At 35.8% G+C, this 26,731-nt stretch carries 27 protein-coding genes and 1 tRNA gene; 7 read left to right on the forward strand and 21 right to left on the reverse strand.

Annotated elements, in window-relative coordinates; genetic code table 11:
* Positions 1-280 precede the first annotated feature (280 nt).
* The 4 genes from ABWU28_RS00300 to ABWU28_RS00315 form a co-directional block, all read right to left on the reverse strand.
* Positions 281-3,907 (reverse strand): ankyrin repeat domain-containing protein, encoded by a 3,627-nt coding sequence (locus tag ABWU28_RS00300; protein WP_264376655.1) that lies wholly within the window; start codon positions 3,905-3,907, stop codon positions 281-283.
* A gap of 111 nt (positions 3,908-4,018) precedes the next feature.
* Entirely contained in the window at positions 4,019-5,029 is a 1,011-nt protein-coding gene (gene tsaD, locus ABWU28_RS00305) for a tRNA (adenosine(37)-N6)-threonylcarbamoyltransferase complex transferase subunit TsaD (protein WP_007302199.1), read from the reverse strand.
* A gap of 72 nt (positions 5,030-5,101) precedes the next feature.
* Positions 5,102-5,839 (reverse strand): hypothetical protein, encoded by a 738-nt coding sequence (locus tag ABWU28_RS00310; protein ID WP_353275274.1) that lies wholly within the window; start codon positions 5,837-5,839, stop codon positions 5,102-5,104.
* A gap of 176 nt (positions 5,840-6,015) precedes the next feature.
* Positions 6,016-7,443 (reverse strand): sensor histidine kinase, encoded by a 1,428-nt coding sequence (locus ABWU28_RS00315; RefSeq protein WP_010403276.1) that lies wholly within the window; start codon positions 7,441-7,443, stop codon positions 6,016-6,018.
* Between the two features lie 64 nt (positions 7,444-7,507).
* On the opposite strand from ABWU28_RS00315, the gene ABWU28_RS00320 reads away from it, so the two are divergent.
* Positions 7,508-8,677 (forward strand): aspartate aminotransferase family protein, encoded by a 1,170-nt coding sequence (locus ABWU28_RS00320; RefSeq protein WP_353275276.1) that lies wholly within the window; start codon positions 7,508-7,510, stop codon positions 8,675-8,677.
* Here the strand turns inward: ABWU28_RS00320 and ABWU28_RS00325 are convergent.
* A complete protein-coding gene (locus tag ABWU28_RS00325; protein WP_353275278.1) occupies positions 8,674-9,351 on the reverse strand; it encodes a hypothetical protein in 678 nt (225 codons plus the stop codon). The two genes, ABWU28_RS00320 and ABWU28_RS00325, sit on opposite strands and share 4 nt — an antisense overlap.
* Positions 9,352-9,815: 464 nt before the next feature.
* Between ABWU28_RS00325 and ABWU28_RS00330 the strand changes: the two genes are divergently transcribed.
* From ABWU28_RS00330 to ABWU28_RS00350, 5 genes are read left to right on the forward strand one after another with little or no spacing between them, the layout of a single operon-like run.
* Positions 9,816-10,592 carry a reverse transcriptase domain-containing protein gene (locus ABWU28_RS00330; RefSeq protein WP_353275280.1) on the forward strand — a complete coding sequence of 259 codons (777 nt, stop codon included), beginning with the start codon at positions 9,816-9,818 and terminating at the stop codon, positions 10,590-10,592.
* Entirely contained in the window at positions 10,582-10,968 is a 387-nt protein-coding gene (locus ABWU28_RS00335; RefSeq protein ID WP_353274937.1) for a hypothetical protein, read from the forward strand. The genes ABWU28_RS00330 and ABWU28_RS00335 overlap by 11 nt, the downstream gene beginning before the upstream one ends.
* 26 nt (positions 10,969-10,994) lie before the next feature.
* On the forward strand, positions 10,995-12,296 hold the full coding sequence (gene ltrA, locus ABWU28_RS00340) for a group II intron reverse transcriptase/maturase (protein WP_353274935.1): 1,302 nt from the start codon (positions 10,995-10,997) through the stop codon (positions 12,294-12,296).
* A gap of 11 nt (positions 12,297-12,307) precedes the next feature.
* A complete protein-coding gene (locus ABWU28_RS00345) occupies positions 12,308-12,430 on the forward strand; it encodes a hypothetical protein (RefSeq protein ID WP_353275282.1) in 123 nt (40 codons plus the stop codon).
* On the forward strand, positions 12,430-12,987 hold the full coding sequence (locus ABWU28_RS00350) for a group II intron maturase-specific domain-containing protein (RefSeq protein ID WP_353275284.1): 558 nt from the start codon (positions 12,430-12,432) through the stop codon (positions 12,985-12,987). Before ABWU28_RS00345 ends, ABWU28_RS00350 begins: the two co-directional genes overlap by 1 nt.
* Before the next feature lie 24 nt (positions 12,988-13,011).
* Here ABWU28_RS00350 and ABWU28_RS00355 read toward each other — a convergent pair whose 3' ends face one another.
* On the reverse strand, positions 13,012-14,727 hold the full coding sequence (locus ABWU28_RS00355; RefSeq protein WP_353275286.1) for a hypothetical protein: 1,716 nt from the start codon (positions 14,725-14,727) through the stop codon (positions 13,012-13,014).
* A 68-nt stretch (positions 14,728-14,795) separates the two neighbouring features.
* Between ABWU28_RS00355 and ABWU28_RS00360 the strand changes: the two genes are divergently transcribed.
* On the forward strand, positions 14,796-16,253 hold the full coding sequence (locus ABWU28_RS00360) for an IS4 family transposase (RefSeq protein ID WP_353275143.1): 1,458 nt from the start codon (positions 14,796-14,798) through the stop codon (positions 16,251-16,253).
* A gap of 95 nt (positions 16,254-16,348) precedes the next feature.
* Here ABWU28_RS00360 and ltrA (ABWU28_RS00365) read toward each other — a convergent pair whose 3' ends face one another.
* The 15 genes from ltrA (ABWU28_RS00365) to ABWU28_RS00435 form a co-directional block, all read right to left on the reverse strand.
* A complete protein-coding gene (gene ltrA, locus ABWU28_RS00365) occupies positions 16,349-17,599 on the reverse strand; it encodes a group II intron reverse transcriptase/maturase (RefSeq protein ID WP_353275288.1) in 1,251 nt (416 codons plus the stop codon).
* Between the two features lie 532 nt (positions 17,600-18,131).
* Positions 18,132-18,254, reverse strand: coding sequence for a hypothetical protein (locus ABWU28_RS00370; protein ID WP_353275290.1), 123 nt, complete (start codon positions 18,252-18,254; stop codon positions 18,132-18,134).
* Between the two features lie 25 nt (positions 18,255-18,279).
* Positions 18,280-18,933, reverse strand: a complete 654-nt coding sequence (locus tag ABWU28_RS00375) for an ankyrin repeat domain-containing protein (RefSeq protein ID WP_353275738.1) — start codon at positions 18,931-18,933, stop codon at positions 18,280-18,282.
* 164 nt (positions 18,934-19,097) lie between these two features.
* On the reverse strand, positions 19,098-20,399 hold the full coding sequence (gene ltrA, locus ABWU28_RS00380) for a group II intron reverse transcriptase/maturase (protein ID WP_353274935.1): 1,302 nt from the start codon (positions 20,397-20,399) through the stop codon (positions 19,098-19,100).
* Between the two features lie 26 nt (positions 20,400-20,425).
* Complete coding sequence (locus tag ABWU28_RS00385; protein ID WP_353274937.1) at positions 20,426-20,812, reverse strand: hypothetical protein; 387 nt, start codon at positions 20,810-20,812, stop codon at positions 20,426-20,428.
* Positions 20,802-21,353 (reverse strand): hypothetical protein, encoded by a 552-nt coding sequence (locus ABWU28_RS00390; protein WP_353275292.1) that lies wholly within the window; start codon positions 21,351-21,353, stop codon positions 20,802-20,804. Before ABWU28_RS00390 ends, ABWU28_RS00385 begins: the two co-directional genes overlap by 11 nt.
* 86 nt (positions 21,354-21,439) lie before the next feature.
* Entirely contained in the window at positions 21,440-22,630 is a 1,191-nt protein-coding gene (metK, locus tag ABWU28_RS00395; RefSeq protein ID WP_353275294.1) for a methionine adenosyltransferase, read from the reverse strand.
* A 31-nt stretch (positions 22,631-22,661) separates the two neighbouring features.
* Positions 22,662-22,738 (reverse strand) — tRNA-Ile (locus ABWU28_RS00400).
* A gap of 8 nt (positions 22,739-22,746) precedes the next feature.
* Positions 22,747-23,016: a 50S ribosomal protein L27 gene (gene rpmA, locus ABWU28_RS00405; protein WP_006012184.1), complete on the reverse strand. Its 270-nt coding sequence runs from the start codon at positions 23,014-23,016 to the stop codon at positions 22,747-22,749.
* Between the two features lie 10 nt (positions 23,017-23,026).
* Positions 23,027-23,329, reverse strand: coding sequence for a 50S ribosomal protein L21 (gene rplU, locus ABWU28_RS00410; RefSeq protein ID WP_353275296.1), 303 nt, complete (start codon positions 23,327-23,329; stop codon positions 23,027-23,029).
* Positions 23,330-23,547: 218 nt separating this feature from the next.
* Positions 23,548-24,027 (reverse strand): outer membrane protein, encoded by a 480-nt coding sequence (locus ABWU28_RS00415; RefSeq protein WP_353275298.1) that lies wholly within the window; start codon positions 24,025-24,027, stop codon positions 23,548-23,550.
* Positions 24,028-24,261: 234 nt separating this feature from the next.
* Complete coding sequence (locus tag ABWU28_RS00420) at positions 24,262-24,723, reverse strand: P44/Msp2 family outer membrane protein (RefSeq protein WP_353275740.1); 462 nt, start codon at positions 24,721-24,723, stop codon at positions 24,262-24,264.
* A complete protein-coding gene (locus ABWU28_RS00425) occupies positions 24,671-24,826 on the reverse strand; it encodes a hypothetical protein (RefSeq protein ID WP_353275745.1) in 156 nt (51 codons plus the stop codon). Before ABWU28_RS00425 ends, ABWU28_RS00420 begins: the two co-directional genes overlap by 53 nt.
* The gene (gene ltrA, locus ABWU28_RS00430; protein WP_019236826.1) at positions 24,823-26,370 is read right to left on the reverse strand and encodes a group II intron reverse transcriptase/maturase; all 1,548 of its coding nucleotides are present in this window, start codon (positions 26,368-26,370) and stop codon (positions 24,823-24,825) included. The genes ABWU28_RS00425 and ltrA (ABWU28_RS00430) overlap by 4 nt, the downstream gene beginning before the upstream one ends.
* 37 nt (positions 26,371-26,407) lie before the next feature.
* Positions 26,408-26,551, reverse strand: coding sequence for a hypothetical protein (locus ABWU28_RS00435; RefSeq protein WP_019236827.1), 144 nt, complete (start codon positions 26,549-26,551; stop codon positions 26,408-26,410).
* Positions 26,552-26,731 lie beyond the last annotated feature (180 nt).

Consider the following 26,731-nt stretch of genomic DNA (forward strand, 5'->3'; position numbering starts at 1 on the left):
TTCCTTTTATTTAATTATATGTACCATATATAGTTTTTATTTCAAAAGTATTAACAGTTATTGCCTTACCATATCATTAATGTAATAAAATATTAATGATATGCGAATATAAACTTTTTCATGGAAATTTAGCAAGGCTATCTAATTTCTTCTCTACTATAACCTTATACGATAGCCTTGCCAATTGTTCTACGTTTTTCTTATCTACTACTCAATGACAGTTCTTACTATCACTCCTCTGAAAGTTGATGCTATCAGAGTCAGTGACTACAATCTGCATCTATTTTCCTCTTTCTATATGATCAGGAAGTATTACATATTCCAATGATCTAGCTGTAATTGCTCTTTTTCTCACACAAGATGGACTTGAATATACCCTTGGTCTATATCTTTCGAATTTAAAACAGTCAACAGTAATCCCCTCCTCAAAGTTAGAAAGTATTAGAGATGGAGATTTACTAACTTCCTTATCACTCACAGGATTATTTGCACTACCATAACTCACATGACGCGCTGCACTATGATTGTTACCACACTCTTCTCTTGAGGTTGAACTGCTTGGATTAAAAGGAGTCGAAAATATTGAATACCCATTGGTATCACCAAATCGTTTTATCAACCCACAGTTTTCTTCATTCATTTTTGTAATATTCTCGTGATTAGCACCTTCTGATAAGCTTGATGAAGCGATAAGATCTTCTTTTTTCTTACTAAAGATATTGCCTATTTTTAGCTTAGTTGCAACATTCTTGAATTTGTTTTTCGGAGCTTTTGGTTTAATTTCTGAATTCTCATTTATAGTAATTACACATGATGGATTATCTAACTTGTCCATTGTATTTTGTACTCTACTGTTGCGTCTTGAACACAGACTAAGTTTTGCTGTTAAATCATTCAAAACAGGTGAACTTTTTCTACCTTCTAAAGACTTATTCGAACATAGTAGTGCACTACCACCCCTACTCATTTTCTGAGGAGAAATATTGAGTTTGTCTTTACTCTCTAATCTAGTTTCATGCGTAAACTTGTAAAGTTCATTTTCCAATCGTGAAATATCTTCTGCATTCTTTATTAATAGTTCCAATATTGAGTTGTATTCCTCCAAATCATGATCCCCTACTTTTGTCTTAGCTAACTTTCCTGTAGCCTCTTCAATTCTGTTCATTTTTTCAGTATAGTTTTCTATCTTACGTTTAACAGGTTCTTTTTGAAGGCCAATCACTAAGTTGTATAAGATAAGTAAAAATGATATCGAAGAAAATGCAATGGAAATCCAGGTAGGAATTTCTTCCTTTTCAGATTCTGCATTATTATACTTAATGCAAACAGAAATAATCACACTTGATATTGACATGGCCAGATTATAGTAGTCTAGAAGCTTTTTGCTTCTTTCTTGATCTTCCATGTTAAGTTTATCATATTTCCTTTTTTTGTTTTCCCTTATTTCATAAAAGAAATCTAAAAATAACCTCAAGATATTTGTGTCACCATGTTTAAAAGCATAATCTAAAGCTGTTTTTTTTGCATTATCCTTTATATCAAAATTTATCTTTTCATTTAAAGTTTTCTCTCCGGTGCTGATTGTTAGGTAGAATAAGGCTTTAATAGCTTTTTCCCTTAAGTGCTCATTTTGTTTACGCTTTTCTAAAACTAACTTTTTCAAAAATTGACCTTGCTTAAAATCCTCATTTATAGTTTTTTCAAAATCATTATCACTCATTACAAGATAGTGTAATGCTGTTCTTCCAGATTTAGATACAACATTTAACATTTTCTTATTATAGGGGTAATGATTATCTTTCATAAAATATTCTATTAACTCAGCATTAAGGCTCATGGCAGCTAAATGTAGAGGTATAAGCCCTTGACTGTTTGTGTTAAAAAGTGGTACTGTGTTCCTAATAGTTGACTTAGCAATACTTTCAATAACATACTGAGGGAATTCTATGTCGTTGGCAAGAGCAGCCATGTGTAACGGTGTATTGTCATTTTCATCATATAACACTTTGATGCTAGCAGCCACCTTTTTACCTACAAGTTCTTTTGACACAAATTCAAGACATTCCTTATTGCCGCTCAAAATAGCTGCAAATAACAACTTTTTTTGTGTATTTTGTTCTAAAAAAATACCCTTTGGGCTTTTTTTTACCAAATACTTAACGCATTCTACTCTTCCACTGAGGATAGATAAGTGTAGTAAAGTTTGTCCATCCTTATTTTTCTTACTTAATATTTCTCCCACTCTCTCTTTTTTAAAAAGGTGCTCAAGGCATGATTTATTACCAACACGTGCTGCCATATGAAAGACGGTGTCACCGTTGCTATTCTCACGCAAAACCTCTTGATAAACGTCAAATTTCTTCTCTTCCAACTTTTTTTCTATCATGCTTAAAAACGATAAATCAAGTTGGGCAGCAAAATGTAAAGGGGTGTTTCCTTCATTATTACTCTTATTTACTTGCATGCTTCTGTCTATTAATAGACTCACACATTTTTTTCTTAGTTCTGTTTCTGTATTACTCGATAGAGCTAAGTGTAGGGCCATATTTCCTTTGTGTGTTTCTGTGCTTAAATCGTAATCAGGAAATTTCTTGAGTAAAGATGTTAGACAATCATACTTCCCGTACATTGCAGCTAAATGTACAAGATCTCTTCCATAATCACCTTTGGATTGAAGTATGCTATTTCCTATATTTTCATAAAATAGGTCTATACAATATGAATTACCATGTATAATAGCAATATGTAAGGGGGTGTTACCTTGTTTATTCTGAACAATTTTTGCACCTGATTGAGTAAACAATTTCATTAGCTGGTTATTTCCATGTTTTGCAGCTATATGCAATGGGGTGTTACCATCTACATTTTCTTGATTAATTTCACTTTTTCGTCTACCTAAAAATTTTAGATGCTCTATAAGAAAATTTATGGCATTTTCTTGAGTTTCTGAGTTACCTACAATCTTATGAAAAGGATTCTCATTATATTTATTTTTTAAAAATTGTACTTGATTATCAATGAAGAATTTTATGCACTCAGCATTTCCAGATTGCACAGCATAGTGTAATGCGTTATTTCCATATTTATCTGTTTTAATTTTCTCCCTATCAAAAATTCCTTTTGCTGTCAATATTTCTTTTAAATATTCTAGGAGGTTAGGACTTCCGCTTCTGGCAGCATAGTGTAACTCGGTTTTATTATTGGTAGTGCAACTAAAATCTGCTTCATTTTCTATGAGAATTTTCAAGCATTCTTTATTGCCAGATTTAGCCGCATAGTGTAGTGGTGTTTTACCATCTCTATCTTTATTCCTTACTGCTTCTTTAATGTCAAAATTAGAATTTTCTATCACAAAACATAAAATATCTTCTTTACCCGACTCAGCTAAATAATGTAGAAGTGTTTTATCATTACTATCTGCAAAATTCTCCAATTTTATAATCAATTCTCTGCCCATACTAAGAATTAGAGATACAGCTATTTCAACATGAATATCATAATTCCTATTTTTCTTTTGTTCTTTCCTAATTCTTTCAATAGCCACTGTTAATAGCGAAGAACCATCATTACTTATTATATTCCATCCATCTTGACGAAATTTTTCAGCTAATGAATCACTTATATTTTCTGCTAAAATCCTGCTTTTTATACAATCAAGATTATTAGTACATATATTATAGTTTTCTTCTTGAGTTACTTTATTAATATAATCATATATGATTATTAGGTCTTGCTTATTGACTTTATCTTCTGAATTGCCTTGTAATGAAGAGAGGTCTATCTCACTAATTGCTCTGGCCATAACAACGTTTCCCGCAACAAATAAACCTGAACTGAGTGTCTTTGCGCTTGTACTAGATTTAGCTTTGAAAACACTAATAACTGTGTCAAATTTATTTTTGAACATACTGTACCTCATAAATAATAATGCCGGTAAGGCTTTAGTAGATACCACTGTAATTTTTAAGCCTACAAAAATTCACCAGCGGCCGCATTATATAGTAGATAATTTTTTGTGCTAGTAATATTTTTCTAATTCCCACTTTGGCCTTGGTGCAAAGTCAAGAGAGTCTACATAGCTTCTCTGTAACCTTTCAATTCCTGTCCATCCAACCATCACTGCATTGTCTGTACATAAATTGCTTGGAGGAGAAAGCACGTTCAAGTCTATGTGCTTTTTTAATCTCTCTTTCAGGAAATTATTTGCTGCAACTCCACCAGTAATTACAAAATCATTGATTTTAATATTTAAAGATACAGCGATACCAATAGCATTTCTGACTCTATCGAGTAATATGTCGCTAATACACTCTTGAAACGAAGCACACATATCACACACATCCTGTTCACTCATTACAAATTCTCGTGCTAAGTTTTTTACCGCTGTTTTAATTCCAGAAAATGAAAGGTCACATCCAGAACGTTTTATCATTGCTCTTGGCAGCTTAAATCTCATACCATCACCTTTTTTAGCTAACTCTTCAATTAATGGACCTCCCGGATAGCTTAGACCCAGCGTTTTAGCGACTTTGTCAAATGCTTCTCCTAATGAGTCATCAAGCGTTTCTCCAAGTTTGATGTATTTACCTACATCCTGTGCAATTAAAAATTGGCAGTGACCACCTGATATCAGCAGGACTAAAAACGGAAATTCAACCTCATATAGTAGCCTAACAACTAACGCATGTGCTTCTAAGTGATTAACTGCAATAAACGGTTTTTGTGTTACGTGTGCAATTGCTTTAGCCATCATTGTACCAATTATTAATCCACCTATGAGTCCTGGTCCTGATGTTGCTGCAATTGCATCTAGATCACAAAAGTTAAGGTTAGATTTTTCCATAGCACTTTTTATTAAACCACTTAAATGCTTCATATGAGCACGTGATGCTATTTCAGGAATCACTCCACCGCACTTTTTGTGCTCTACCTGAGAAAGAATTTCGTTAGCAAGCACTTGCTTATCACTATTTACAATCGCAACTGCAGTTTCATCGCAACTTGTTTCAATCGCTAAAATGGTTTTCATATATATTTGAACTCTTTAAATTGCGAGAACTATAACTTGAAATGTTGAAGAAGTGAACTTTGTTCTGCTGAGCTAATTATCATCTTCAAATATAGAACCAATTTTTTTGCTTCCAGGAGAAAATTTATTAGTCCAACTGCTTTGTACTTTGTTTATATCTTTAAAAGCAGTTTTATCGCTATATTCCTTTACTTCTTTATCTATTCTCTCCATTATTTGTAGATTCAGGTAGCTCTTTTTCCATTGGTTAGTAGCAAGAAATACTCTGTTTAAATCTTGAGTGCGAATTAGATATTCTTTATCTTTAGGATAAACTTCCTGAGCCCAAGCAAACAGCTCAAAATAGCGTGCGAATAACTCAGACGCACGTGATTTTGGAGTTTGGTAAACTTGTATCTCCTTAAATATAATTTGACCAATAATTTTTTGTACCAGAATATTTGACTGCTTTAAGTTCTGCTCAATATCCTGATAAACTTTATAGAGAAATTCTTGCTCTAAGCTTAAGTTCAGTTCATTTTCAACCATATGTGAAAGTTCATGTACTATGATGTAAGGATTTGACCTTCTTAGCACAATAACATACTTATTTAAACCAGAAGAACGAATTGTCTTACACACTCCCTCTTCCATATCCACTAATCCTTCTTGATATATTTCAAACGAGAGTCTAGTTTGCTTTATTATTGACAAAGTGAGGTTTAATGTATTTCTAAACTTCTCAAATTGATAGAGATATTTGACATATTGTATTACGTTTTCACTATTTCCTACTTGAGTTGCTTGTTTTATTAAGTTCCTGATTAGCATGCTTCATTATTAAAGGAATTTTCTTTATGCTCAAGAATTATAAAGTGTTTTCAGGAAGTATAGCTAAAAAAGTTTAATTTACTTACATTCCGCTACTTATTATTAGCCAAGAGGTATCACGTCAGTATGACTTAGGAATGTACTAGATATAAAAGTGCAATATCAAATATATTTTACTAAAAATCAATCAACTTTTCACATGTTTGCTCTTCATAAAAGAAGCTCAATGTTATCGTAGTACCAAGTTTTGCTTCACTTTGAATGTTGAAAGTCCCACCCATTAACTCTACTAATTTCTTGCTTAGAGGTAATCCGATACCTGTGCCTTCGTTTCTATATCCCGAATCTGCTTGGCCAAAAACGGACATAACTTTATATATGTCCTGCTGCATTATCCCTATTCCATTATCATGAAACTCAATAGTTAATAAATTTTTTTCTATATTCTCTTTAATAATCATTCTTATTAAACCACCTTGAGGAGTGAACTTGATTGCATTTGATAACAAATTTATTATAACTTGCTTCATTCTTTTGGGATCGGCGATAACTAATAATTGTTTATCAGATATCTCTTTCTTTAAACTAATCCCTGTTTCTTTTAGTTTAGGTGATAACATTTTTAAGCACGAATCTATTATCTTATTCAGATTAAACTTCACTTTCTCTACTGTTAAACTACTTGATTCAGCTTTAGAAAAATCGAGCACATCATTAATCAAAGCAAGTAAATGTGTACCAGCATTATATATATCGTCTACGTATTCCTTGTATTTAGAGTGATCTACCGAACCTAAAGTTTCATTTTTGATCAACTTTGCAAATCCAATAATAGCATTAAGAGGTGTACGCAACTCATGTGTAACACTTGCAAAAAATTTTATCTTATTTGCATTTTCTTGCTCTAATGCCTCTTTAACCCTTTGTAATTCAATATTAGTTTTATGCTGCTTGGCTAGCATTTGGGTATTGGAAAAGTGCAAATAAAGCATTATTAGTATTAAGATAACCAGTAATAAGCCCATTAATATTGAAAATAGACTATATACCATAATATAAGAGTCATTATAGCTTTGAATGATCTTCAAAAAAAATGAAGGCTTAATGTCATCTTCATGAAATATAGGGAAAGTAGAAGTTAATGTATTTCCTGTAGCGTAAAATATTTCTTGATTGCTTAGCAATTTATCAATTTCATCATTTGTAAGCAACTGCTCATAGTCATGACCTTGAGTATTAAAATTACTGAAAATTACTCTGGCATTTTGATCATACAGTATTAAGCTAAAATTTCTTACTTTGCTTACTGATTGTAACAATTCAGCACGCAATTTTACCAACTGGTTTATGTAATCAAAACTGTTATATTTAATATGATGTTTTTCTATTAGTAAATAATGATATTTTTTTATTATACTATTTTCCAATAGATCTTTTAAGTTTGCATTTGAATTACGGTAAAAAGAAAGAAAATTATTCTTTAATGAATAACTGCGGTATATTGTGCCCAATAAAACCACAAAAATTAATAAGAATAGCGAGATAATTTTTGTATATCTATTTGTTTTTAGTGTAGTAAAAATTAATTTACTTAATTTATACATATTCTTCTCATTGTGAAATAACGTCTTTTATGGTATTAATAAAAAATTAGCATATCATACTTTTATGACAATTTCTCCTATCTTGCCAGTTTATTCTCCTGTTAACATAAATTTTTCTTATGGCAAAGGTATTTACTTGTATGATATCGATAATAAGCGCTATATAGATTTTCACTCTGGAATAGCTGTTAGCAGTTTAGGTCATGCCAACCCACGATTAACTGATGTCCTAAAATTACAAGGAGAAAAACTATGGCATATATCAAATACCTATAATATATCTACTACCAACAAATTTGCAGAAAATTTAATAAACAACAGCTTTGCTAATACTGTATTTTTTGCAAATTCTGGATCAGAAGCAGTGGAATGTGGACTTAAAATCGCTAGGGCCTATCAAAATGGAAAAGGTAATAAAAATCGCTATAGAATTCTAACATTTCATGGTGCATTTCATGGAAGGACATTTTTAACTTGTGCAACAAACGATAGACAGAAATTTTCTGAATTACTGAATCCTTATATTGACTGGTGTGATAACATAGAGCCCAATATTGAGAGTGTAAAGAAGGCAATTTCTAATGGCATAGGTGTTATATTAATAGAACCAATACAGGGACAAGGTGGTATTAAAGTAATGAGTGAAGTCTTCATGAAAGAGCTAAGAGAACTATGTAACGAAAACGACATACTGCTATTTTTTGATTGCGTTCAGTGCGGTGCTGGCAGGACAGGAAAGTTATTTGCATATGAACACATAGGAATTAAGCCTGACATATGTGCTCTTGCAAAAGGAATAGGAGGAGGTTTCCCTCTAGGGGCTTGTCTTGCAACTGAAAAGGTTGCTAAGTATATGGCGGTCGGTATGCATGGTTCTACTTTTGGTGGTAATCCACTTGCAACTTCAGTAGGTAATGCTGTATTGGATGAATTGCTCAGCCCTGGCTTCTTAGCAAATGTTGAAGTTAGAGGTAAGTCTTTAAAAAACAAACTAGAGGACTTAGCAAGCAAGTTTCCAATGATAGAAGAAGTGAGAGGAAAAGGGTTGATGCTAGGAATAAAAGTAAAAATGAATAACCAAAAATTTGCAGAAGAGCTAAGTCACCGTGGTTTACTCACTGTTGGAGTAACATCAGATAACGTTGTAAGAATCTTGCCTCCACTCATTATCACTGAAAAAGAGATTGATGAAGGCATTGAAATCCTCACTCAGTATTTATCTGAAAAGTTCTAGTTAAAAACTAAACCTTCCTGCTCACTAGTTGTTGGCTGTATCAAAATTGCAGATAAAGCAGTAGCTACAACTTTATCAGCTACTTCATTTGTACACTTTGCCTTTTCCTGTTCTCTTATCAGTGTAAGCTCATTTATATCACTTAGTGAGTCAAATTTTGTTATATCCTCAAATATAAACGATTGCACGATGTCTTTCGGAATATTGAGAAAAGCCGAGTTACCAAGCGATAATGTCATATCTAACAAACTTTTCATTGAGCCGTTTCTCAAAACACATTTAGACAGTTCTCCTAAAAGAATTGGCACTCCAAAAATAAAAAATGCTCCTCTCACTAAATAGGTCGTTATTTCACATAACAATGCACCACACAAAAGTGCTAGTGGTCCAAATACTATAAAACCACAAAGTAAAGGCAATGGCATGTTCTCGCCTAATGATATTTTACCTATAAGGATCATAGAAGCCCAAAACCCAACGAATAGCATAGCTCCACCTAAGTATATCCTTTCTTTAGAGCGTTTGCTAAAGTTTTCATTACATAACTTACGAAGATCATTATTAACCCTTGCTCTAAAAATAGTATGGCTATGTGTGCCGCAGTGACACAGGGAATGTTCAAAGATGAACACACGAGTGTTAAGCTGTGCAATAGATGAAGGTAGGTCCTTCAAAGCCGGTTTGTAAGAGCAGGCTTTAAACTACCATAAGCTGCTTTGGTAAAGAGCTAAGGTGGTGAGCGTTATGGAAAAGTCGTAATTATACGGCATGTGTGAAATAGAGAGATGAACGAAAGTGAACCACTGATGAAGTGTCGAAAACTGTAAATAGATGACGTTAAAACCAGGGGCAATAGCCTCTCCTGGGACAAATCTACCAGAAACTTGCTTACTGGGTAGGTAGCGTTCGGCATAAAGGTGGCATGAATCTATTTTAGGCTATTGTATGGAACTGCGGGAACCTGTCGTTTCGATGATAAGGGAGAAATCCAAGGAGCTAAACTCCAAGGATGAGAGTACCGATGCGAAGAACAGGGGCGGATCAGCTTGTAGTAGTGAAGAAGTTTCTGTAATGGAAATGGAGCGAAGGAGCTGAGTTATTCAGTTTTAATTATGTATCAACCGAAAGGGAGGAGTTAATGAATAAAACAAAGTCTTTTGATATACCAAAGCAACTTATTTGGAGGGCTTATAAACAAGTATCGAAAAATAAAGGTGCGGCTGGTGTGGATGAGGTATCGATAACAAAGTTTGAAGAGAACCTGAAGGATAATCTGTACAAACTATGGAATCGGATGTCATCAGGAAGTTATTTTCCAGAGCCTGTAAAAGCTGTAGCAATACCGAAAGATACGGTAGGGGGACAAAGAATTTTAGGTGTTCCTTCAGTATTCGACAGGATAGGGCAAACGGCTGCGTCTATGTATCTTGAGCCGCTAGTAGAGCCAAAATTCCATGAAGATTCATATGGTTATAGACCGAATAAATCAGCACTGGATGCGGTAGATACGGCAAGGAAAAGATGCTGGAGGTATGATTGGACGATAGATCTAGATATATCCGGGTTTTTCGACAATTTGGATCACGAGTTGGCATTGCAAGCTATCAAGAAGCATACAAATTGCAAATGGGTCATACTGTATGTTGAAAGGTGGATGAAAGCCGCTATTCAGCTAGAAGATGGCAGTAAGGTAGTTAGGGATAAAGGAGTTCCGCAAGGAGGTTCAGTTAGCCCAATCATCTCTAATATATTCATGCATCATGTGTTTGATATATGGATGAAAAAGAACTACCCGACGGTACCATTTGAGAGGTATGTGGATGGTGCGCCAAGAAGTGCTTGGAGAACAGTTGGTGAAAATCCAACACAAACAAAGTCTAGCCAACAGTTTGGAACAGACCACTATGTTGCATGAGGTAACGAGTGTAATAGAGCTAGTGGGATGGACAATGCAGGGTACAACGAAAGTGAAGGGATTGAGTTCCGAAATACCTGAAGACATAGAGGTCGACATTTTCATGGCCATGGAAGACAGCATGAAGGATAGCGTAAAGGCAAGTTATCACTCACTCTATCGGGATCTGAGACCGTGCCATGTATTGAAATGGACTTCAAGTGAACTTGGGAGATCCTATGCATTCCTACAAAGGTACGCTGGAACAAGTCAACAAAGGCAAGAACTAGCGGAAGATGCAGGGGAAGTCGGACTGATTGATAGTACTCAGAATGTGGGAAAGCCACGTACAAGGGGAAGCGATCAGCAATATAGTAACTGGAATAGGGATTGCTAGGCCAATACAACGGAGGTTGGAATAACATGCAAAATAAACTAAACCAGATAGCAGTAAGAGCAAAGCAAGATAAGCGACTAAAATTCACATCGTTAGTCCATCTGATAAATACAGAGAATCTTGCGAGATGTTATAAAGAACTGAAGCGTAACAAGGCTTGTGGAGTAGACCAGATAACAGTGGAATCATACGGAGAAAATCTGAATGAGAAACTCGAAGTGCTAGTAGAAAGTATGAAGAGGAAGCAATATCAACCACAACCAGTAAAGAGGGTATATATACCGAAAGCTGGAAGTAAAGAGAAACGCGGACTCGGAATACCATCGACCGAGGATAAATTAGTACAGATTATGCTGAAGAAGATACTAGAAAATATTTACGAGGCAAACTTTCTGGACAGCTCATATGGATTTCGACCTGGAAGAAACTGTCATCAAGCGGTAAATGCACTAGATAAAGCAGTTATGTACAAGCCAATAAACTACATTGTAGAAGTGGATATCAAGAAGTTCTACGATAATATACAGCATAAATGGCTAATGAGATGTCTAAGGGAACGAATAACTGACCCAAATTTGCGGTGGTTAGTAAAGCGGTTTCTCAAGGCAGGGATAGTCGAAGCTGGAAATTATGAAGCAACAAAACAAGGTACACCCCAAGGTGGTATAGTAAGTCCTGTATTAGCAAATATATACTTACATTATGTGTTGGATTTATGGATAGAAAAGAAATTTAAACCAAGATCCAGAGGATATATACAACTAATAAGGTTTTGCGACGATTTTGTGGTTTGTTGCGAAAGTAAGGTAGACGCGGAAGAATTTCTGGAATTACTGAAACAAAGGCTAAATAAATTTGGGTTGGAAGTATCTGAAAACAAGACCAGAGTAGTAAAGTTTGGCAAGAGGGAGTGGCAACAAGCGATAAGAGAGAAACGAAGGACGGAAAGTTTCAATTTTCTGGGGTTTACGCACTATGGTGCAAAAAGTCGTCGTGGTAGATTAATAATGGGACATAAAACCTCAAAGTTAAATCTAGCCAGAAAACTAAAAGAAATCAAGGAGTGGTTGAAAATAGTCCGCGGAAGTATTCGACTTAAAGCTTGGTGGCAAGTACTGAAGGCTAAATTAACAGGACACTATAACTACTTTGGTATTAGCGGAAATTATTGGTGTTTGAAACAATTTTACACATCAGTAAGAAAGCTAGCATTTAAATGGATAAATCGGCGTAGTCAGAAAAAGAGTATGACCTGGGAACAGTTTGTACACTACGTAGAAGTAAATCCATTACCAAAGCCAAAAATACATTTTTCTTTATATGCATAAGAGGGACGACTGTGAAAACTAATATTGATGAGCCGTGTGCGGGAAATCTGCAAGCACGGTTCTTTAGGGGGAGTTGTAGTAATAAAACTCAAACGAGAGGAGTAAAGCTACAGCTTCTACCGAACATGCGATAGTGCACTGCAGAACAGAGAAACAGGCAGAGTTTGTGAAAGTAATGATCGAAGAAAGATTGGCTGAGTATAAGTTGAAATTACATCCTGAAAAGACACAGATAGTGTACTGTAAGGATGACAATAGGAGTGGTGGATTTCCTAAACAAAGTTTTGATTTTCTGGGTTACACATTCAGACCCAGGTTAGCAAGAAATAAAATAGGGAAATATTTTGTCTCATTTCTCCCAGCAATTAGCAACAAGGCCAAGAAAAAGATTACTACAACCATAAGGTCATGGAAAATGCTACGAAATACGCATATAACATTAGAGGAGATATCAGGAAAAGTAAATCCAATAGTCAGAGGCTGGTATCAGTACTATGGTAAATTTTACAGAACTGAGGTATACAAATCTCTAAAGAATATAGAGCGGCATCTAGAGAAGTGGGTGAAAAGGAAATATAAGAGACTCAGGGGTCACGGAAGACTAGCAAGACAATTTCTAGGAAAGGTGAGAAAGAGGTCTCCGGATATTTTCTATCACTGGACACTAGGGTTAGGCCAAAAGGCTGAATAATGGAAGCTGTATAAATCGAGAGGTTTACGTACAGTTTTGCGAGAGACTGGTGGGGAAGTTCCACTGGTCTACTCTCCTTTCTAACTGTGGTACCGACTTCACCTTTGTAAGCAAGGGAGTTGGATCATAGCGCTTTACTCCATGACGCCACTTATGGCACCTTACAATTTCATTAATTACCATACTAATTCGATCATTGATCTTGCATAATTTGCTTTCTTGATATAAATCTCCTTGATAATACTTTTCTCTAAATTTCACACAGTCTAATTTCTTTAAATCAGATAAAAAATCTTTAATTTCTTGTGCCATTTTATCAGTATCACCTCTGTAGCCTACAGCTTTCAAAATTGCTGCTAAGTGTTCATTTTCAATTTGAGCAATTGTTCTATCTAATGCACATATATATTGCTTGGATTGAAAATATGAGATGATTTTTTCCTTACATCTACTCTCATTGCCTTCGTACAAACTATTTCTTTTGAAACTGCTGTCATGTTCTTTGGCAATTTCTAATGCATGAACCAATACATTTTGGGCCTTCACACTACTTTCACAGTGACAGTTTCTGATTATGTGTACATACGCTCTTGCACTGGTATCTCCAGATTTATCTATATTGTACGCTTTAGCCAAAAAGACTAAATAGTCAAACCCTGCCCAAAGATAATACATTACCTTTGTTATAGCACTCCCCACAGAAAATAAAGCTGAGCGTGTGCAAGATAATTTACCGTTGTTTTTAATTCTGTTCTCATATGAACGAAGGTATGCCTCTGTACTTTTTAAAATCCTATGTAAATCTTGTTCTGTCTTTTTGACATCAAAATCATTTATATCATGAACTTTTTCATACGTTTCTTTTATCAAATCACTAGAAAACTTCTTCAGAGCTGAATCATCAATATTTCCTAATGCATCAATATTTTTACTAATATAGATTTCTATTTTTCTTCCAAGTTCTTCTCCCATTCTATTTTTTAGCAACTTATTGTATTTATTAGTAGCTGGAAACAAAACTTTCTGACAAAATTTCTGTGGTTCCTTTTTAAAATTTGCTAAGATCTTATTCACAAATAGCTCAACTTCTTCACCTGCAGCAGCGAAAAACCATGATTGTCTGCTCTCATTACGTTCTCTATTTCTTCCAAGATTCTGTAGGGCTTCAGATGGATTATTGAATTGACTAACCGAATCTGCAAATATTGATGCAACATGATTATATTCACTATCAAATCCACGACCTTTCGATCCATCTATAACCGTTGTCAACGCATATTTAGCCAATGAATCAAAATCTCTTTTTTCATAATCACAATAAAGAGTTCGATATCCACCTATCTGATTACGTATTATCGCTGAAAAGAGTCTGTTTTCTCCAATATCAAGATCATTTTTCCCAATTCCTGCAAAGATACATTTATTTTGTTTGCAGAAATCAATGAGACTATGTAGTATACCTTTCTCTCTTTCCATGAGGTCATGGAGCTCTTTGCTTAAGCGCCAATTATCAACTATTAAGCTGCATTGCTCATTATCACTTTTACTCAGTGCTTCAATTACTGTCTTTATTTGCAGTAAGAGCTCATCTCTAGCAAATTGCTCACTAAAGCCTTTTCTCTCTAGGTAGCTTATAATATTGTTATCATTAGTGGTGCTAACATTCTTTTTAACATCTTCTATCAATTCACTCAAACCTTCTCTTCTTTTTTTATCTAAAGTAATATTATCACACTTCATTAAATACTCACTTTTACCCACAAATAAAAAAGCGAGTAAAATGGATACCAAATAAATTTGGGATTAAAATGAGTGAAGTAAGTACAAATGTGCAATATACTGATGGCTTAGGGGATAAATGGCTGGAAAGAGAGTTAAAACACGTTAATTTAGGAGATACAAGACTTAATAAGAGACTTATTAAAACAGGCTATTGTATAGAGGGTAAGGCGTCTGGATCAATTAATCAAAGCTGTAGTGGATGGAAAGAAGCTAAGGGTGCATACAGATTATTTAGCAATGAAAAGCTTAAGGATAAGGAAATTTATTCTTCCCATTACAAAGAAACTATGGAGAGAATGAAAGGAAATCAGTTTGTTTTTTCAGTTCAAGATACAAGTTATTTGGATTTTGACTCTCATATAAAAACCAAGAGGCTAGGTAGTATTTCTAAAGCTTATACGAAGCATAAAATGGGTTTACTGTTGCACAGTGCCTTAATAGTCAGCAAAGACGGATTACCTTTAGGTCTATCTTCTCAACAATGTTGGGCACGTTCTATTAGGGAAAAAGAAACGTCACAAGAAAAAGCAAACAGGAAATACCGTACCTCCATAGAAGAAAAAGAAAGTTATAAGTGGATAACAGCTCTCAAAGAAAGCATAAACAACCTTCCTGCAAATGTACAACTTGTTACCCTTGGTGATAGAGAGGCAGATATCTTCAAATTTTTATGGATCACTGAGACATTAGGTAGTTTTTATGTAATCCGTAATCGAACTAATAGAAGATTTATCTGCACTGAAATTGGAAAAACAGATTTGCAAACACGCATCACTCAACTGCCAGTAAAGAAGAAAATTTCTCTAGAAGTTAATAAAGGTAGAAACCAAAGATCAAGGAAAGCTAATATTGAAGTTAAGTATATGAAAGGCTATATACCTATCAGATCTTCTTCAATTTATGGATCAAAAGACAGAGTGCATAAAATAAGTGATAAAATCCCTGTATATGTGGTAAGTGCAAAAGAAACAAATCCTCCTGAAGGATTGGAAGCTATTGATTGGACTTTGTTGACTAATGTACCAGTTAATAGCACTTTAGATGCTATAGAAAGGATAAATTGGTATAAGCTAAGATGGAAAATTGAGGAGTATTTCAGGGTTTTAAAATCAGGATGTAAAATAGAAAGCTCTCGTTTAACTACAAAGGAAAGGCTACAGAAATTAATTGCTATAAAGAGCATTATTGCATTTAAAATTTTATATTTAACAAAAGTCGCTTTATCAAATCCCATGGAAACCTGTACTAAAATTTTAAGCAATGAAGAGTGGAAGGCCCTTTTCATACGTGAGCATAAAGTAGCTACATTACCAGAAGAACCTCCAAACATAAAACAAGCTATTATTTGGTTAGGAAAATTAGGTGGATTTATGAATAGAAAAAGTGATAATTTACCAGGGGCTATGACTCTATGGCGGGGCTATGAAAATCTTAAGGAGAGCATAGTTATGCTTCACATCATGACCTCTCAAAATTGTGGGTAAAAGTGAGTTTTTCAACTAGGAGAGTAGACCAGTGGAACTTCCCCACCAGTCTCTCGCAAAACTGTACGTAAACCTCTCGATTTATACAGCTTCCATTATTCAGCCTTTTGGCCTAACCCTAGTGTCCAGTGATAGAAAATATCCGGAGACCTCTTTCTCACCTTTCCTAGAAATTGTCTTGCTAGTCTTCCGTGACCCCTGAGTCTCTTATATTTCCTTTTCACCCACTTCTCTAGATGCCGCTCTATATTCTTTAGAGATTTGTATACCTCAGTTCTGTAAAATTTACCATAGTACTGATACCAGCCTCTGACTATTGGATTTACTTTTCCTGATATCTCCTCTAATGTTATATGCGTATTTCGTAGCATTTTCCATGACCTTATGGTTGTAGTAATCTTTTTCTTGGCCTTGTTGCTAATTGCTGGGAGAAATGAGACAAAATATTTCCCTATTTTATTTCTTGCTAACCTGGGTCTGAATGTGTAACCCAGAAAATCAAAACTTTGTTTAGGAAATCCACCACTCCTATTGTCATCCTTACAGTACACTATCTGTGTCTTTTCAGGATGTAATTTCAACTTATACTCAGCCAATCTTTCTTCGATCATTACTTTCACAAACTCTGCCTGTTTCTCTGTTCTGCAGTGCACTATCGCATCATCCACATACCTCTCAAATGGTACCGTCGGGTAGTTCTTTTTCATCCATATATCAAACACATGATGCATGAATATATTAGAGATGATTGGGCTAACTGAACCTCCTTGCGGAACTCCTTTATCCCTAACTACCTTACTGCCATCTTCTAGCTGAATAGCGGCTTTCATCCACCTTTCAACATACAGTATGACCCATTTGCAATTTGTATGCTTCTTGATAGCTTGCAATGCCAACTCGTGATCCAAATTGTCGAAAAACCCGGATATATCTAGATCTATCGTCCAATCATACCTCCAGCATCTTTTCCTTGCCGTATCTACCGCATCCAGTGCTGATTTATTCGGTCTATAACCATATGAATCTTCATGGAATTTTGGCTCTACTAGCGGCTCAAGATACATAGACGCAGCCGTTTGCCCTATCCTGTCGAATACTGAAGGAACACCTAAAATTCTTTGTCCCCCTACCGTATCTTTCGGTATTGCTACAGCTTTTACAGGCTCTGGAAAATAACTTCCTGATGACATCCGATTCCATAGTTTGTACAGATTATCCTTCAGGTTCTCTTCAAACTTTGTTATCGATACCTCATCCACACCAGCCGCACCTTTATTTTTCGATACTTGTTTATAAGCCCTCCAAATAAGTTGCTTTGGTATATCAAAAGACTTTGTTTTATTCATTAACTCCTCCCTTTCGGTTGATACATAATTAAAACTGAATAACTCAGCTCCTTCGCTCCATTTCCATTACAGAAACTTCTTCACTACTACAAGCTGATCCGCCCCTGTTCTTCGCATCGGTACTCTCATCCTTGGAGTTTAGCTCCTTGGATTTCTCCCTTATCATCGAAACGACAGGTTCCCGCAGTTCCATACAATAGCCTAAAATAGATTCATGCCACCTTTATGCCGAACGCTACCTACCCAGTAAGCAAGTTTCTGGTAGATTTGTCCCAGGAGAGGCTATTGCCCCTGGTTTTAACGTCATCTATTTACAGTTTTCGACACTTCATCAGTGGTTCACTTTCGTTCATCTCTCTATTTCACACATGCCGTATAATTACGACTTTTCCATAACGCTCACCACCTTAGCTCTTTACCAAAGCAGCTTATGGTAGTTTAAAGCCTGCTCTTACAAACCGGCTTTGAAGGACCTACCTTCATCTATTGCACAGCTTAACACTCGTGTGTTCATCTTTGAACATTCCCTGTGTCACTGCGGCACACATAATCTCACTGTTTTTGCGTCTACTGCATAATGTAGTTCCCTTTTCGTCTCTTTCTTTTTAAATGAGCTCTCTAATAGAGATTTCTCTTTCTTACCAAGCTTTATCATAATCTACCCCTACCTTTCTTTAAACCTAAGCCTTCCTTTTCACCACCTCATCTATCATCTCATTTACTTGGCTGATTATCTTGCTTGCTAAATTTTGACATTCTTTCTTTATTAACGATTTGTCTCTCTTCCTTATTTCTTCTATCTCTATTATTTTTAACTCTGGTAAATAACTCCCATTCAACATGTCTGCTATTTCTCCCACTAGCCCCTCTATTCCATAGCACGTCAGTTCTCTACTTTTTGTTATTCCTCCTTTTTCTCTCAAAAATTTACTTGCCTTTTCACTCTCTTTGCTATCACATAGGCAATACTTTTCACTTTCCCAGATGTAATACATTGGTGTTGCACCATACTTATTCAGTTGATTAACTTCAGCTCCTGCCTTTACTAGCTCTTTTATTATTTCAACTCCTGCTCCTCCTATTTTGCACGCAGAGTGCAGTGGCGTACATCCAGTAACATATTGAGTGGCATTTACTTCTGCTCCTTCTCTTAGCAGCACTTTTACATTTTCTAAGCTTTTCGCAAATACTGCACAGTGTAGTGGCGTATAACCATTTTTATCTCTTGCATTAACCTCTGCCCCTTTTTTTATTAATAATCTCACTGTTTTGTAATCAGAGATTTCTACTGCTTGATGCAAGATCGTCTCTCCTTCTTCATTTCTTTTATTAATATCGTTACTTGATACTTCTTTAAAAAACTTGCTAAAACTGTTCGGTAGAAGCTGTAGCTTTACTCCTCTCGTTTGAGTTTTATTACTACAACTCCCCCTAAAGAACCGTGCTTGCAGATTTCCCGCACACGGCTCATCAATATTAGTTTTCACAGTCGTCCCTCTTATGCATATAAAGAAAAATGTATTTTTGGCTTTGGTAATGGATTTACTTCTACGTAGTGTACAAACTGTTCCCAGGTCATACTCTTTTTCTGACTACGCCGATTTATCCATTTAAATGCTAGCTTTCTTACTGATGTGTAAAATTGTTTCAAACACCAATAATTTCCGCTAATACCAAAGTAGTTATAGTGTCCTGTTAATTTAGCCTTCAGTACTTGCCACCAAGCTTTAAGTCGAATACTTCCGCGGACTATTTTCAACCACTCCTTGATTTCTTTTAGTTTTCTGGCTAGATTTAACTTTGAGGTTTTATGTCCCATTATTAATCTACCACGACGACTTTTTGCACCATAGTGCGTAAACCCCAGAAAATTGAAACTTTCCGTCCTTCGTTTCTCTCTTATCGCTTGTTGCCACTCCCTCTTGCCAAACTTTACTACTCTGGTCTTGTTTTCAGATACTTCCAACCCAAATTTATTTAGCCTTTGTTTCAGTAATTCCAGAAATTCTTCCGCGTCTACCTTACTTTCGCAACAAACCACAAAATCGTCGCAAAACCTTATTAGTTGTATATATCCTCTGGATCTTGGTTTAAATTTCTTTTCTATCCATAAATCCAACACATAATGTAAGTATATATTTGCTAATACAGGACTTACTATACCACCTTGGGGTGTACCTTGTTTTGTTGCTTCATAATTTCCAGCTTCGACTATCCCTGCCTTGAGAAACCGCTTTACTAACCACCGCAAATTTGGGTCAGTTATTCGTTCCCTTAGACATCTCATTAGCCATTTATGCTGTATATTATCGTAGAACTTCTTGATATCCACTTCTACAATGTAGTTTATTGGCTTGTACATAACTGCTTTATCTAGTGCATTTACCGCTTGATGACAGTTTCTTCCAGGTCGAAATCCATATGAGCTGTCCAGAAAGTTTGCCTCGTAAATATTTTCTAGTATCTTCTTCAGCATAATCTGTACTAATTTATCCTCGGTCGATGGTATTCCGAGTCCGCGTTTCTCTTTACTTCCAGCTTTCGGTATATATACCCTCTTTACTGGTTGTGGTTGATATTGCTTCCTCTTCATACTTTCTACTAGCACTTCGAGTTTCTCATTCAGATTTTCTCCGTATGATTCCACTGTTATCTGGTCTACTCCACAAGCCTTGTTACGCTTCAGTTCTTTATAACATCTCGCAAGATTCTCTGTATTTATCAGATGGACTAACGATGTGAATTTTAGTCGCTTATCTTGCTTTGCTCTTACTGCTATCTGGTTTAGTTTATTTTGCATGTTATTCCAACCTCCGTTGTATTGGCCTAGCAATCCCTATTCCAGTTACTATATTGCTGATCGCTTCCCCTTGTACGTGGCTTTCCCACATTCTGAGTACTATCAATCAGTCCGACTTCCCCTGCATCTTCCGCTAGTTCTTGCCTTTGTTGACTTGTTCCAGCGTACCTTTGTAGGAATGCATAGGATCTCCCAAGTTCACTTGAAGTCCATTTCAATACATGGCACGGTCTCAGATCCCGATAGAGTGAGTGATAACTTGCCTTTACGCTATCCTTCATGCTGTCTTCCATGGCCATGAAAATGTCGACCTCTATGTCTTCAGGTATTTCGGAACTCAATCCCTTCACTTTCGTTGTACCCTGCATTGTCCATCCCACTAGCTCTATTACACTCGTTACCTCATGCAACATAGTGGTCTGTTCCAAACTGTTGGCTAGACTTTGTTTGTGTTGGATTTTCACCAACTGTTCTCCAAGCACTTCTTGGCGCACCAGGTGTTACCTCACTCATCATATTATGTAGAATGATTTGGTATATGTTAAAGCAAGGGTAAGATGCTGATAAAGCTTCAGCAACAGAACTGTGATATGCAGCGCGCATGAAAAAGTCAGTAAAGGCAGAACAGGCTCTTGATTTTTTGTGATTATCAGATAAATCACAATCTCCAAAATGTTCTTTATATTGCCTCCGAACATCAAATGTTCCTCTTGCCACATTTATTAAGCTGCTCATTATTTCAATGTCATGAACTTTAGCTGCAATAATCAATAAAGCACGAGTACAGTCCACTAAATATAAAAAATCCTGCTGAAGATAAAATTTAAACTTTTCATAATCTAGCGTATTGTTCATCAATTCAACATTGAAAGGATGTTTTATTATTTTTTCAATAAGGCCAGATGACTCTCTTACAGCAATATCGTAAAATTCTTCTTTTGGTTTGTCGGACATCTTGTAAGCCTCATAAATATTAAAACTGGTATAATTACTAAAAAGTTACTTACAATTTAATAATAAGTTATTATATCAGTATCAAGCTAGAAATAAAAGAGTTTAATAGTTTTAAGAAATTCTCTCTTTTTTTCTTCTATATTAAATTCTTTACAAAAATCAGTAGATAAGTCCACACCTTCCCAAGAAAATCCACCATCACTTTCCGATTCTTTACCAAAATGCCCATAGCAGGCTGTACGTTTATATATAGGATGGTTAAGTGATAAATGTCTTATTATGCCTTTAGTTGATAAATCTATGTTACCTTCAATAAACCCTTTAATCCTCTCTTCATCTATTGTATTCGTGCCAAATGTATCAATGTAAAATGAAGTAGGTTTTGAGACACCAATTGCATAAGAAAGCTGCACAAGACAACGTTCAGCTAAACCTGCAAAGACAATATTTTTAGCAAGGTATCTCGCCATATAAGCTGCGGATCTATCAACTTTTGTTGCATCTTTTCCAGAAAACGCTCCTCCACCGTGTGGAATATAGCCTCCATAAGTATCAACCATAACTTTTCGTCCGGTTAATCCACAATCACCAACTGGTCCACCAATAACAAATCTACCTGTTGGATTGACTAAGAGATTTTCTTTAGGGCACATCCACCCTTCAGGTAAAGATGAAGCTATGTAAGGATAAATTATTTCCTTCACTTTCGATTGACTCAGATCCTCAAGATGCTGTATTGAAACAACAATACTTTCAGCACGCACTGGAAGGTTATTCTCATACGCCAAAGTGATTTGCGATTTTGCATCCGGACCAAGCTTTACCCCTTTGACCATACTCATGATATTTCTCAGAATCGAGTGTGCATAAAAAATGGGTGCTGGCATGAGGCTTTCCGTCTCTATTGTTGCATAGCCATACATTATGCCCTGATCCCCAGCACCTTGATCCACACCTATTGCAATGTCATTTGATTGTTCATGTAGTAATATATTTACTTTCACTGTTTCCCAGTGGAAACCATCATGCTCATAACCAATATCTTTTATTGTATTCCGTACAATACTTTCAATCTTGCTATTTTCAATGTTCGGCCCAAATACTTCCCCAGCTATAATAACATTATCTTTAGTAACTAAAGTCTCTATTGCAGTACGAGAGGAAGAGTCATTAAAAAGGTATTCGTCAAGTATTGCATCTGAAATCTGGTCTGCTACTTTGTCTGGATGACCGGCTGCTACTGATTCACTGGTTACTGAATTCTTATGTAAAACCATCGTTTAGTTACAAAACTATTGCAAATTTAAATGGTGGGTCTGGGAAGAGTTGAACCTCCGACCTCACGCTTATCAGGCGTGCGCTCTAACCACCTGAGCTACAGACCCGTATCTATTCAAGCCAAGGCTTGCATATCATCTGTAGGCACAACATCAATAAACGTCTTTTTATTTGCTGATTTTCTAAAACTCACCCAGCCTTTCGTTTTAGCAAAAATCGTATGATCTTTACCCATACCAACATTCTTTCCAGGATGAAATTTTGTACCTCTTTGACGTACAATTATGTTACCTGGAATAACCTCACCATTCTTCTTTATCCCGAGCCGACGCCCTGCCGAATCTCTACCATTACAGGAACTACCACCTGATTTTTTAGTTGCCATATCTTACCTCTTACTTTTGAAGACTAATTTCATTGATACGAAGAACAGTAATATACTTCCTATGACCATTTTTCCTACGGTAATTTTTTCTTCTCTTTTTCTTAAAGATTATAATTTTTTTATCTCTACACTGCTCCAGTACTTCAGCTTTAACAACAGCATTAGATGAACAAGATAAGCCATTGTTTGAAACACAAATCACTTTATTGATTTCCACTTCCTCTTTTTCTTCAGCTTGTAATCTTTCTACTTTAATTATGCTGCCTTTTTTTACTAAATACTGCTTTCCACCAGTTTCGATTACTGCAAACATGACAAATATCAATTATTGTTATTAACACTAATCGTAAATGATGTTACACATACTGTCAATATAAATAAAAACATGAAATACTTCTACCTTTATCTGCTTTTCCTCGTGGAGAGTAGTCAAGTTTTAAAACTTGACTACTCTCAAATTCTCTTAGTCTCATGAAAACTTTACGACGTTAACAAAAACTCAAGCTTTCACTAAAAACATTCAATCGGAGCTTATAAATTAAAACTCATTCCAAGTTCAAACCCATGAGAAAAATTACTGAACTTGTGAAGTTTATAGCCAGCGAAAACATTCGTTCTCTCAGAAAGTGGAAGATTAATACCAGCACCTATCTGGTAGGAAAAAAACTTTTTTACGTCTGGCTGTTGACCTTGCTGTGCTGGTTGAGATACTTTAGCTCCACCTACTACACCAAAAGTAACATAAGGGGTAATATCCGTACTTTCAAATTGATGATGATAATGAAGCTTTGCCATGAATCCTAACTCTGCCAAAGATCCTCCAAACAAAACAGATTTCAATACAGAACCAGCTGAAATTTTTATGCTATCTGTATAATGATAGCCAAGCTCATAATTAATACCAAGATTGTCATATGACGACGAAGTATAGATTCTATCTCTAATCCAATCAACTCCAAAAGACGGTGCTGACAGAGAACAGCAGACTACTAAAGTAAGTAATTTTTTCATTTTTACCCTCTAACCATGAATATACGCATATATACTCACAGAAAAGTTAAAAATTACATAACTTACATAATAAAATCGGAATCACTTTCTTAGCTACTTGCCTTTCTCTTGCAATTGCCAAACTTCTCTTTGTCACATTTTATTACCTACTGCAATCATCATTTTAGCCTATATCACTTGCTTTTTTTCAACAAAAATTCAAACCAGACTTCACTAAAAACATTCAATCGGAGCTTACAAATTAAAACTCATTCCAAATTCAACCCCATGCGAAAGTTCATGAAACTTCTGCAGCTTGTAGCCAGCAAAAACACTTGTTCTCTCAGAAAGTGGAAGATTAATACCAGAACCTATTTGATAAGAAAAAAATTCTTCTACGTCTGGCCCTTGATTTTCTGAAAGAGGAATTTTAGCAACTCCTCCTATACCAAAAGTAACATAAGGAGTAATATCTGTATTTTCAAATTTATAATGATAATGAAGCTTTGTCATAAGTCCCGCGTCTAAAATCCCTTCACTCATAACAAGTTTAACTGCAGGACCAAATGAAATTTTAATGCTATCTGTACAATGATAGCCAAGATCATAATTAACACCAAGCATGCCATATGACGAAGAGGTGTAGGTTCTATCTTTAACCCAATCAACTCCAAAAGACGGTGCTGACAAAGAACAGGTCAGGTAAGGAAGCAGTATTACTACTACCCCCTCCCTTAGAAACGCAGCATGCAGGTTTCCCCACACTACGCTTGAGCCCCTTATCTAAGTTCTTCTTTTCTAGAACCGGCTTGTCCTTCATGATTCCTCAGGAAACATCATTCTTAATGGTGACACCAACAGTAGAGAACCTTCTCTTGAAAAGGAGCTTGCTAACATTCTTGTTCGTTTCACTCTCTCATCAAAATACTTTTTCCATTTTAAGTCAAGGGGATTTGCATCCGCTCTGATTTTAACATGTCGTCTGATAGGTATATCAATCAGCTTAAGCAGTCTTAAATACCGTATCTCTTTTGGTTTGTTCTTGCATATGGGTGCAGCAAAAACCCATTGGCGTTGACCCATTACTTTGAAGTAACGATTCTTTATCCAACGTAATCCTTTACGAGGATGTCTTTTCTTTGCCCATTTCCATAAACTATGCCAAATTTCATTGTCGATCTTTCTAAACGCTTTTTTAGCACACACATGGTGATAGTAATTTCCCCATCCTCTCAGTAGAGAGTTGAGTGACTTAATTACTATAGCCTGAGTGTTCGCTATATTTGCTTTTATCAATGTACGTGCTTTATTAAGAAGTCTTTTAATACTTTCTTTCGAAGGTTTAATAATTAACTTCTTATTATATCTACGTACATTACAACCAAGAAAGTCAAACCCTGTTGTAATAGATGTAATCTTTGTCTTCTCTTCTGACAGAATTAAACCTCGCTCATGAAGAAAAGATGATACTAAAGGCTTAACTTCCTTTTCCAGTACTTCATGTGTGAAACCTGAAATAATAAAGTCGTCTGCGTACCTGATTACATTCACTCCACTTCTGATTTTTCCTCTTCTTTTGCTACCTAATTTACCAAAGCGACTTTCTAATAACTGTTCAAGACCATCTAAGGTAAAGTTAGCTAGTATTGGAGAAATTATACTTCCTTGCGGAGTGCCAGCAGTTGTGGGATACAGAGTTTTCGATTCTAGGAAACCAGCTTTTAACCATCTATGAAGAATTTTCTTTTCCATAGGAATATGCTTCATAAGCCATTCATGGTTAATGTTGTCAAAGCACCCTTTGATATCACCTTCTAGTATCCATTGTGGTCGATTGCGTCTTGCCAGTAATAAGTGACAAGCAGCAATAGCATCCGCGCAGGATCTTTTAGGTCTAAAGCCATAGGAGTGACGATCACTGATCGTTTCAGCTATCGGTTCCAGAGCAAACAGATATAATGCTTGCATCGCTCTATCTTTTATCGTGGGTATACCGAGAGGCCTTCTTTTGCCATTAGATTTACTGATATAAATTCGTTTGAGCGGAGAAGGTTTATATCCTCTTTGTTTTAACAGCTTTATTCCTTGAAATTTAGCATTGCAAGTTGACCATAGTTGACGATCTACACCTGCTGTGGTTTTTCCTTGGTTTTCAGTTACTCTCTTAACAGCCAAAGCTTTTCCGCTAAAAGAGCGTGTGAGAAGATGTTGTAAAGCTTTTACCTTACCCCATCTTCCTTCTTGGACAGCCTTAACAATACGTCTTTGTAGCCTCACAATAACTTTCTGGCATTTCTTCCATGGCAATTGCTTCCATGCTTCAAAGCTTTCGGTAGATGCACTTACAGGTTTACTTGTAATCATCTGCTTTCCTACCTTAAGTGGTTAACAAAGTTTCTTGTCACGAGGGACCAAATGGAAGTCTGCTCGTTTTCACGCGAATTAATGTTACAAATTCTATCCATTTCGTTACAAAATGGCATTCGCTTTCTCCATTCTCCTTTACCTGCACTTCCATCAGCATTCCTTGCGGTTTGCTTGCCATGTAGGCGAAAATACAGGCTTACCCTGTTTCTCCAGTCATACAACAGTGGGTTAGGTGGCTTCTCTATACCGGTGGAGTTATTATTTGCGTACATCTAGAAATGAAAAATGTAACTTATCCACATTACCTTTTGGTCAGAGCTTATCAGCATCTTTAGCTCTTTCATCGTATCGGTACTTA

The sequence above is a fragment of the Wolbachia endosymbiont (group B) of Pilophorus perplexus genome (assembly GCF_964028155.1).
Lineage (GTDB): Bacteria > Pseudomonadota > Alphaproteobacteria > Rickettsiales > Anaplasmataceae > Wolbachia.

Bases quoted from the DNA above. Each gene is read 5' to 3' on its own strand.
- ABWU28_RS00415 (WP_353275298.1), bottom strand. From the start codon at position 24,027: ATGAAAAAATTACTTACTTTAGTAGTCTGCTGTTCTCTGTCAGCACCG.
- ABWU28_RS00335 (WP_353274937.1), top strand. From the start codon at position 10,582: ATGTTGCATGAGGTAACGAGTGTAATAGAGCTAGTGGGATGGACAATG.
- ABWU28_RS00390 (WP_353275292.1), bottom strand. From the start codon at position 21,353: ATGTCCGACAAACCAAAAGAAGAATTTTACGATATTGCTGTAAGAGAG.
- ABWU28_RS00320 (WP_353275276.1), top strand. From the start codon at position 7,508: ATGACAATTTCTCCTATCTTGCCAGTTTATTCTCCTGTTAACATAAAT.
- ltrA (WP_353274935.1), bottom strand. From the start codon at position 20,399: ATGCAAAATAAACTAAACCAGATAGCAGTAAGAGCAAAGCAAGATAAG.
- rplU (WP_353275296.1), bottom strand. From the start codon at position 23,329: ATGTTTGCAGTAATCGAAACTGGTGGAAAGCAGTATTTAGTAAAAAAA.
- ABWU28_RS00425 (WP_353275745.1), bottom strand. From the start codon at position 24,826: ATGAAGGACAAGCCGGTTCTAGAAAAGAAGAACTTAGATAAGGGGCTC.
- ltrA (WP_353274935.1), top strand. From the start codon at position 10,995: ATGCAAAATAAACTAAACCAGATAGCAGTAAGAGCAAAGCAAGATAAG.
- ABWU28_RS00370 (WP_353275290.1), bottom strand. From the start codon at position 18,254: ATGATAAAGCTTGGTAAGAAAGAGAAATCTCTATTAGAGAGCTCATTT.
- ltrA (WP_019236826.1), bottom strand. From the start codon at position 26,370: ATGATTACAAGTAAACCTGTAAGTGCATCTACCGAAAGCTTTGAAGCA.
- rpmA (WP_006012184.1), bottom strand. From the start codon at position 23,016: ATGGCAACTAAAAAATCAGGTGGTAGTTCCTGTAATGGTAGAGATTCG.
- metK (WP_353275294.1), bottom strand. From the start codon at position 22,630: ATGGTTTTACATAAGAATTCAGTAACCAGTGAATCAGTAGCAGCCGGT.
- ABWU28_RS00310 (WP_353275274.1), bottom strand. From the start codon at position 5,839: ATGCTAATCAGGAACTTAATAAAACAAGCAACTCAAGTAGGAAATAGT.
- ABWU28_RS00385 (WP_353274937.1), bottom strand. From the start codon at position 20,812: ATGTTGCATGAGGTAACGAGTGTAATAGAGCTAGTGGGATGGACAATG.
- ABWU28_RS00330 (WP_353275280.1), top strand. From the start codon at position 9,816: ATGAATAAAACAAAGTCTTTTGATATACCAAAGCAACTTATTTGGAGG.
- ABWU28_RS00360 (WP_353275143.1), top strand. From the start codon at position 14,796: ATGAGTGAAGTAAGTACAAATGTGCAATATACTGATGGCTTAGGGGAT.
- ABWU28_RS00355 (WP_353275286.1), bottom strand. From the start codon at position 14,727: ATGAAGTGTGATAATATTACTTTAGATAAAAAAAGAAGAGAAGGTTTG.
- ABWU28_RS00315 (WP_010403276.1), bottom strand. From the start codon at position 7,443: ATGTATAAATTAAGTAAATTAATTTTTACTACACTAAAAACAAATAGA.
- ABWU28_RS00300 (WP_264376655.1), bottom strand. From the start codon at position 3,907: ATGTTCAAAAATAAATTTGACACAGTTATTAGTGTTTTCAAAGCTAAA.
- tsaD (WP_007302199.1), bottom strand. From the start codon at position 5,029: ATGAAAACCATTTTAGCGATTGAAACAAGTTGCGATGAAACTGCAGTT.
- ltrA (WP_353275288.1), bottom strand. From the start codon at position 17,599: ATGAATAAAACAAAGTCTTTTGATATACCAAAGCAACTTATTTGGAGG.
- ABWU28_RS00435 (WP_019236827.1), bottom strand. From the start codon at position 26,551: ATGGCAAGCAAACCGCAAGGAATGCTGATGGAAGTGCAGGTAAAGGAG.